Annotated in this window: 8 protein-coding genes and 1 tRNA gene; 4 read left to right on the forward strand and 5 right to left on the reverse strand. The window is 26.2% G+C overall.

The window, feature by feature from the left end; all coding sequences use genetic code 11:
• Positions 1-2,020, reverse strand: a 2,020-nt coding sequence (polA, locus tag J7G74_RS13760; RefSeq protein WP_297136382.1) for a DNA polymerase I, incomplete at its 3' end; no start/stop codon positions are given.
• Positions 2,021-2,386: 366 nt separating this feature from the next.
• On the opposite strand from polA, the gene J7G74_RS13765 reads away from it, so the two are divergent.
• From J7G74_RS13765 to J7G74_RS13780, 4 genes are all read left to right on the forward strand, one after another.
• Positions 2,387-2,473 (forward strand) — tRNA-Leu (locus J7G74_RS13765).
• A gap of 159 nt (positions 2,474-2,632) precedes the next feature.
• The gene (locus J7G74_RS13770) at positions 2,633-2,833 is read left to right on the forward strand and encodes a helix-turn-helix domain-containing protein (protein WP_297136384.1); all 201 of its coding nucleotides are present in this window, start codon (positions 2,633-2,635) and stop codon (positions 2,831-2,833) included.
• 128 nt (positions 2,834-2,961) lie between these two features.
• Positions 2,962-3,864 (forward strand): DUF3800 domain-containing protein, encoded by a 903-nt coding sequence (locus J7G74_RS13775; protein WP_297136386.1) that lies wholly within the window; start codon positions 2,962-2,964, stop codon positions 3,862-3,864.
• A 225-nt stretch (positions 3,865-4,089) separates the two neighbouring features.
• Positions 4,090-4,545: a GIY-YIG nuclease family protein gene (locus tag J7G74_RS13780; RefSeq protein ID WP_297136388.1), complete on the forward strand. Its 456-nt coding sequence runs from the start codon at positions 4,090-4,092 to the stop codon at positions 4,543-4,545.
• A gap of 34 nt (positions 4,546-4,579) precedes the next feature.
• On the opposite strand, the gene J7G74_RS13785 is transcribed toward J7G74_RS13780, so the two are convergent.
• From J7G74_RS13785 to J7G74_RS13800, 4 genes are all read right to left on the reverse strand, one after another.
• Positions 4,580-4,939 (reverse strand): hypothetical protein, encoded by a 360-nt coding sequence (locus tag J7G74_RS13785; protein ID WP_297136390.1) that lies wholly within the window; start codon positions 4,937-4,939, stop codon positions 4,580-4,582.
• Entirely contained in the window at positions 4,908-5,132 is a 225-nt protein-coding gene (locus J7G74_RS13790; RefSeq protein ID WP_297136392.1) for a hypothetical protein, read from the reverse strand. Before J7G74_RS13790 ends, J7G74_RS13785 begins: the two co-directional genes overlap by 32 nt.
• Positions 5,133-5,173: 41 nt before the next feature.
• On the reverse strand, positions 5,174-6,475 hold the full coding sequence (locus tag J7G74_RS13795) for an FtsK/SpoIIIE domain-containing protein (RefSeq protein WP_297136394.1): 1,302 nt from the start codon (positions 6,473-6,475) through the stop codon (positions 5,174-5,176).
• Positions 6,476-6,846: 371 nt separating this feature from the next.
• The coding region (locus J7G74_RS13800) for a CPBP family glutamic-type intramembrane protease (RefSeq protein ID WP_297136396.1) at positions 6,847-7,427 on the reverse strand (581 nt) is incomplete at its 5' end.

Raw genomic sequence — 7,427 nt, forward strand, 5'->3', positions numbered from 1 at the left:
CATCTTCACTCATATGAGCTAACACTCTAAGCTCAACTTGAGAATAGTCTGCATCTACTAGTTTACAATTATCATCTGCTATGAAAACTTTTCTTATCTCTCTACCCATTTCAGTTTTAACAGGTATGTTTTGTAAGTTAGGTTCAGTAGAAGATATTCTTCCTGTTGTTGTTATAGTTTGGTTAAATGAAGAATGTATTCTTCCACTTATAGGATTTATTATTCCAACTAAACCTTCAACGTAAGTTGAGTTTAACTTAACAATTTGTCTATATTCAGTAATTTTGTCAATTATATCATGCTTATCTCTAAGTTTTTCTAATACATCTGCATTAGTTGAATACCCAGTTTTAGTTTTCTTTATAACTGGTAATTCTAGTTTTTCAAATAAAATAACACCTAATTGTTTTGGTGAATTTATATTGAATTTTTCTCCTGCCAATTCAAATATCTCTTCTTCAAGCTTAGTTATTATTCCTTTGAACTTTTCTCCTAACTCATTTAATTGAGCTTTATCAACTTTCATTCCTTCATATTCCATAGAACCTAGTACTTCAACTAATGGCATTTCAACATCGTAAAACAGATATTCCATATCCATTTCTTTAATTGTACTTTCCATAATAGTACTTACAGAATAAACTACATTTAAAATTGTAGCAAAATACGTTGAAAGTTCTTCAAAATCTAATTCTTGGAACTTTTTAGCCTTAGCTCCTTTTCCAAGTAAATCTTCTTCTGATTTTATTTTTTTAGTTAAATATTTCATTGCTATTTCACTACATTCATAAGAAGTTGATGACTTAGAGTCTATTAGATATTCAGCTATTGTTATATCAAAATAAATATTTTTTATTTCAATATTATATGGTTTGAAAGCTAAATAATCATCTTTTAAATTGTAACCTATTTTCTTAATTTCTTCATTGGAAATTATATCTTTTACTAAATCCAATTCATCTTCTTTGATATAGTAAATATCTTCTCCATTTGTAGTTACAAAAACATAAAGTATTTTTTGATCTAATATATTACCAACTTTGCTAACTGTTTTTATGTAAACTTTTTTATTATTTTCTACTTCTTTTTTAAATTCTTCTATATTGTCTAAATGATTAATATTTAGAGTTATTTCTTCTTCAGCAGATTCATCTCCATCCATATCTATAATTTGCTTTATTAATGTATTAAATCCAAATCTCTTAAACTCTTCTATTACCTTACTTCTGTCATAATCTCCATAAGATAATTCATCCAAGTTTATTTCTATTGGAACATCTCTTATAATAGTAGCAAGTTTTTTACTAAATATAGCTTGTTCTTTATTTTCTTCTATCTTTTTCTTTACACTACCTTTTAATTTGTCTGTATTTTCTATTAAGTTTTCTATTGAAGAAAATTCTTTTATAAGTTTTATTCCTGTTTTTTCTCCTATACCTGGAACACCTGGTATATTATCTGATTTATCTCCCATTAATCCTTTTAGATCTATAAATTGAGTAGGAGTCATTTCATATCTTTCTATAACTGAATTATAGTTATATTCTTCAACTTCTCCCACACCTTTTTTAGTAATTAATGTAGTTGTTTTATTTGAAGCAAGCTGAATAGCATCCTTATCTCCAGTAACTATGTAAACTGTATAATCATTATCTTCTCCCATTTTAGATACTGTACCTATTAAGTCATCCGCCTCATACCCTGCCATTTCCATTCTATGTATATTAAAAGCATCTAATAATTCTTTTAGTGGCTCTAATTGTTGTCTTAATTCATCAGGCATTTTCTTTCTTCCAGCTTTATAGTCAGCAAATTCTTGGTGCCTAAATGTAGGCGCTTTTTTATCGAAAGCAACACTTATATGTGTTGGTTTATAGTCATCTATTATTTTAAATAGCATTCTAGTAAAACCGTATATTGCATTAGTCTTTAATCCTTCACTATTACTCATATCTGGTAATGCATAAAATGCTCTATTTATAATTGAATTTCCATCTATAATTATTAATCTTTGGTTCAAGTTTATCACCTCTATAATTTTCAATATTATATATTCATATATACTATTATATACCTATATTTCATTATTTAATAATACCATAATAATCAAATTATATTAAGGTATTTAAAAATAAAAATTTCCCTTCTCTTAAGTAATCTGCTATGGAAATTCTTTAGATAAACAATAATTTGAACTTCCCAAAATTATATTATCTTATTCCTTAAGTATAAATATCAATGCCTATCATAGTTACTATATATTAATGTAGTTAATATATAGCAACTACATTAAATATTTTAAAATATATTTTATTTATAATTAAATAAATCTATATACTTGCTTTTCTCTTATTCATTTGTTATAATTTATTATAATTTAAATTAAGCCGAATTGCTGGAACTGGTAGACGGGGAGGACTCAAAATCCTTTGCTAGAAATAGCGTGTGGGTTCGATTCCCACATTCGGCACCAATTATTAACTAAAGAGTTGTATAAATATTGAGACTACTGAGTTTTAACTTGGATAGTCTCTTTTATTTTATTTAAAAACACGCAGTAATCACGCAGTAAATTTAATTTTTATTTTTAAGGTTATTTTGCACGAATCAATTACGAAAGGAGTTACCTTTTATGATTTCTTATAATCCTCTTTGGAAAACATTAATAGATAAGAATATGAAAAAAATGGACTTGGTAAGCTTAACTGGTATAAGCAATGGCACTTTAGCTAAATTAGGAAAAAATGAATCTGTGTCTTTAAGCATTATAGATAAAATATGTATAGCTTTGGAATGTGATATATCTAGTGTGGTACAGATAAGAAATAAATAAAATAGTTTATTGATACTAATATCAACACCATCTATAATTATATGTAGTAATATTATTTTATCTTTCTCTTTATGATTTTTATATAGATTTGCTAAAGGTACTTATAATGTTAGGAGCTGATAGATAATATGGGCTGGAGAAATAGGCCTACATTTAAACATAACTGGAATAAAGATATAGATTATATTATGTTTATAGATGAAAATGGAGATGCATCTATTGACCATATAGTCAAAGCTTTAAAAAACAATAAGCCCATAAGTGATAATACATTTTTTACTATTACAGGCTGTTTGATGCATCGTAATGACTTTATAAAGTCTAAAGATGACATTCTTAAAATCAAGTACAAATATTGGGAAAATGGGCTTGCCTTGTATAGTAATAAGTCTAAAAGAGTCTGTTTTCACTCTCGTGAAGTTAGGGGTAGAAAATATCCTTTTGATAATAATTCTATAGAAGTTCAATCCTTCATGAACGACTTAAGCAACTATATGAAAGGTTTACCTATAACTATATTTTCATATACTATGGATAAAAAAAGTCATTGCTCTAGATATTATGATCCATATTCTCTTTATACTCTTGGATTAGAGTTTATATTTGAAAGATTAGTGAAATACCATCTGAATCATGATGAAAAAGTTATTATAATAATTGAAAGCCGAGGTAAAAGAGAAGATAAAGAATTACTAAATCATATAAAGGATTTAATCGATCATGGAACCAGATATGTTTCTAATAGTTATTTTAAAAAAATAAAAGGTGTTTATTTTAACCCTAAATGGAGTAAAGAAGATGATTATAAGAAAAGTTATTTCGGTTTAGAAATTGCAGACTTAGTATCATTCCCTATACACAAATACTGTAGAAATGGTTTTAGTGATAAGGATTTACCATTTTTATGCATAGAAGATAAAATATATGGATATCCTGATTACTATGGTAAAGGAATTAAAACTTTTCCTATAATTAAAAAAACCGTCCCAGAAGGACGGCCGCTCGCACTTGCGAACCCCAGAAAGATTTAATCTTTCAATATGATTATAACAATCTTCTCTTTAAAAGTCAAAGAAAGATATATAATATTATACGCTAATATATAAAATATATACCTATTTTATGTATATTTCTTAAGAGTCTAGTCAAGTTAAATATTTCTAGACTCTTTTACATTTTATGCATATAACATATTTAATTATATGTATGAAATGTAATAATTCTATCAACAATATCTAATAAAAAGAGGTAATATCATGTATAAAGTTACAATTAAGTATGAAGGCCCAGGCTGTTATAGATTTATTGATGAACTTGGAAAAGTTATTTATGTTGGCTCTGCTAAAGACATTAATAGAAGGGTTAGTAGTCATATCAAAGGAAAACAAGGACACTTAGGGAAAAAAGTTTATGATCAAGTTGCTAAAATTGAAATAACTAAAACAGAAAGCTACGGAAAAGCTTTAGACTTAGAACAATTCTTAATTAATAAATATAAACCTAGATATAATAAAAAAGATAAGAGTAGAAATATGAACTCTAAAGTAGTTAAAAATGAAGAAAAATACTCTAATTTAGAAAAATGGAAGCTGTATTATGATATTAAAGATTTAGATAAAGATAAGATAGAATATACTAAAAAGCAGGATACTTTATTAGTTCTATTTACCTATACTGTATTTATGTTGATAGTACTTAATTTCATATTATAAAAGGGGACGTTAGTTTACCGCCCCTTTTTATTACTTATATGATTAAGTTTTCTAAATTTAACTTACATGATTTAATATCTAATCTTGAGTTATTCTTCACTTTTGAATCTGTTATACAAAGAATAGAAGGCATTATAGGAAATACTTCTTTCCATTTACGGCTATAATATAACTCAATATATTTATCTATATCAAGCTTCTTCGTTCTTTCTACCTCTACAAAGTATATTTTATTGATATTATCAACCCTTATAGCTATAAAACCATCTGCTATTACATTTCCACATTTTAAAGGACATCTATACTTCAATATCTCAATTTCTTTAGTCTTTAATTCAGCTAATAGTTGGCTAAATACTATCTTACTGTTTCCAATTTGAAGGTTTCCTTCCAATATAATAGATATTTTGGCTTAATATATTTTCTCTAAATACTTTAAGTTTCTTATTATCTTTTAATGTATTTAGCCTCTGATTACATCTTCGAATACCTCCATTAAAAAATAAAGTGCTTATGGTCCTAGTATCTGCTACTCCTACTTCCTTCAAAAACTTTACTATTTCGATATCCCTATCCATCATTTTCATGATGCCATCCCTCTGTCCAGTTCATAATTTATATTCCCCTTTTATAAATTTTCTAAAAAACTCAAATCATTTATTATTTCCTTATTTTCATATACATTATTAGTCTCTTGAATATTTATATTTTGATTATCTCTATATGAGCCGGGTACAAAATTGTTCTCAGCTTTTATATCTGCATTGTTTAATATTTCAATTTCTTTAGATTTTAGTTTATTCTTTAATTTCTTAGATGCAACTGGATCTGATTTATTTAGATGCGGCTTAATATATTCCTTAACTTTATCTATTTCGAGATAGTACCCTTGACACTCTATCTTATTAGAACCACACTTATAAATCATTCTACCTTTACAATTTAACTTTTCTGCTCCTGGTTCATCTAATATTAGTCTTGAGTTAGCTTCATCATTCATTTTATGGCAAAGTCTATGCCCTACATTGCTTCTTAAAACCAAATCTATTACTGTATTATCAAATCTCTGACCAGTTATAATTAGAAATTGTCCAGAAGCTCTTGAGATAGCCGATAATCTTTTAAGCATACTCATGGCTATTTTCTTTTTATCTTCTAATAACATAACAAACTCTTCTATTACAATAAATCTATATTTCAATCTTTTATTTTTCGGCACCTTATCATTATATTCATAAATGTTTGTAACCCCTATTTCGTCAAATAAATCATATCTACGTTTGCACTCTTGAAGTTCATCAGCAATTATATCTTTAGCTACTTCAACTTCTGTAGTATACTTTTCAGCTTGTTTTAGTCTCTTAAAAAGTGATAATTCTACAACTTTAAAATCTATCAATACTAGTTTTATTTCATTAGGATATAAACATACTAAGCTAGTTAAAATATTTCTTAGCGTTGAACTTTTACCACTACCAGTAGCTCCTGTAAGAAGAACATGAGCTTCTTCCTTAAAATCAATAAATATATCTTTATCAATACTTTTAGCAAATGGTACGCAAATACCATTCATCTTTTTAGGTAACTTATATTTAACTAAGGTCGGTAATTCTTTTTTAAACTCTAGATAAAGTAATCCACTCTTAAGGCTCAATTCTATATCTTTCCCTAGATAAACCTCCATGTTATCTTTATATTTTATGAAATCATTTAAACTTAATCCTGTAGGTATAGTAATTAAATATCCTTTGTCACTTTCTTTTATTATCATAGGAAACTCATCTAACTTATTATTCAACTTTATACTTTTGAAAAATAAATTCAAATCTTTCTTACCATCCTCCAGCCAATACTCAAATGTCCAGTTGAATAATTTAATTCCTAAGTCCCATACTAAATCAAAGTATGGTTGCAGTATATTTTGACTCATATTTTTACCCCCTTTAGGTGGGTATTCCTGTAAATATTGCAGTAGAAAGAAGTACTTATAGTACGCACCATATCTTAATTTCATACAATAATCCACCTATTCTATCCGAAAGAATACCTCGTTGGAATACCTTGCTTTATTAGTTTATATGCTAATATTTAGAAATTATTTCTTTATTTATAGAATTTTTTTCTGATATTAGCATATAAAAAAGACTAGCTTAAAGCTAATCTTTTTGACCGTTGTGTGATTATTGCGTGTTTTTATATATTTTTCTATAATCAATATTATCAACTAATTTAGTATTTTACATGGATTAACGATATTGTTTAACCTTAATAAGTGACGACTTTTATAATCACCCATATAATTTAAATCCCAGAAGTTAAAATATAGCTTATACTTAAAATCAAAAAATTAAATATAATATGCAAAATACAATTATATTTAATATCCTTTGTCTTAAAATAAATGTAAGTAAGTGATACCGAAACAAATATTTTTGGAATAATAGATACTAATAATGATAATAAAAAGTTAAATTTTGAGAAATTATAATCAATATAATGAATACTCAAAAACATTATAATATTTATTATTATTACTATAGCTTTCACAATTTTATCATTCATATCTAGCCATGTTGATGCTATATTAAAGAATATTCCTCTAAATATCAATTCTTCTATTATTGGAGCGTATGCTATTGCACCTAAGTAAAAAATCATGCTCAGTTTTAAATCAGGTTCATTTATTTGATGTAAAATTAGCTCTAATACTTCTCCACTCAAATAACAATAAAGTATAGAAATAAAAAGGCATAATAATGTTAAGACTACATATTTTTTATCATACTTAAATAAACTCGATATGGATAATTTTCTATATGTATTCTGTAAAATTCCATCATTATATATTTTACTCAATAAAAATATAATAATAGAATACACCA

The sequence above is a fragment of the Terrisporobacter sp. genome, assembly GCF_017888745.1.
GTDB lineage: Bacteria > Bacillota > Clostridia > Peptostreptococcales > Peptostreptococcaceae > Terrisporobacter.

Bases quoted from the DNA above. Each gene is read 5' to 3' on its own strand.
- J7G74_RS13775 (WP_297136386.1), top strand. From the start codon at position 2,962: ATGGGCTGGAGAAATAGGCCTACATTTAAACATAACTGGAATAAAGAT.
- J7G74_RS13790 (WP_297136392.1), bottom strand. From the start codon at position 5,132: ATGAAAATGATGGATAGGGATATCGAAATAGTAAAGTTTTTGAAGGAA.
- J7G74_RS13780 (WP_297136388.1), top strand. From the start codon at position 4,090: ATGTATAAAGTTACAATTAAGTATGAAGGCCCAGGCTGTTATAGATTT.
- J7G74_RS13770 (WP_297136384.1), top strand. From the start codon at position 2,633: ATGATTTCTTATAATCCTCTTTGGAAAACATTAATAGATAAGAATATG.
- J7G74_RS13795 (WP_297136394.1), bottom strand. From the start codon at position 6,475: ATGAGTCAAAATATACTGCAACCATACTTTGATTTAGTATGGGACTTA.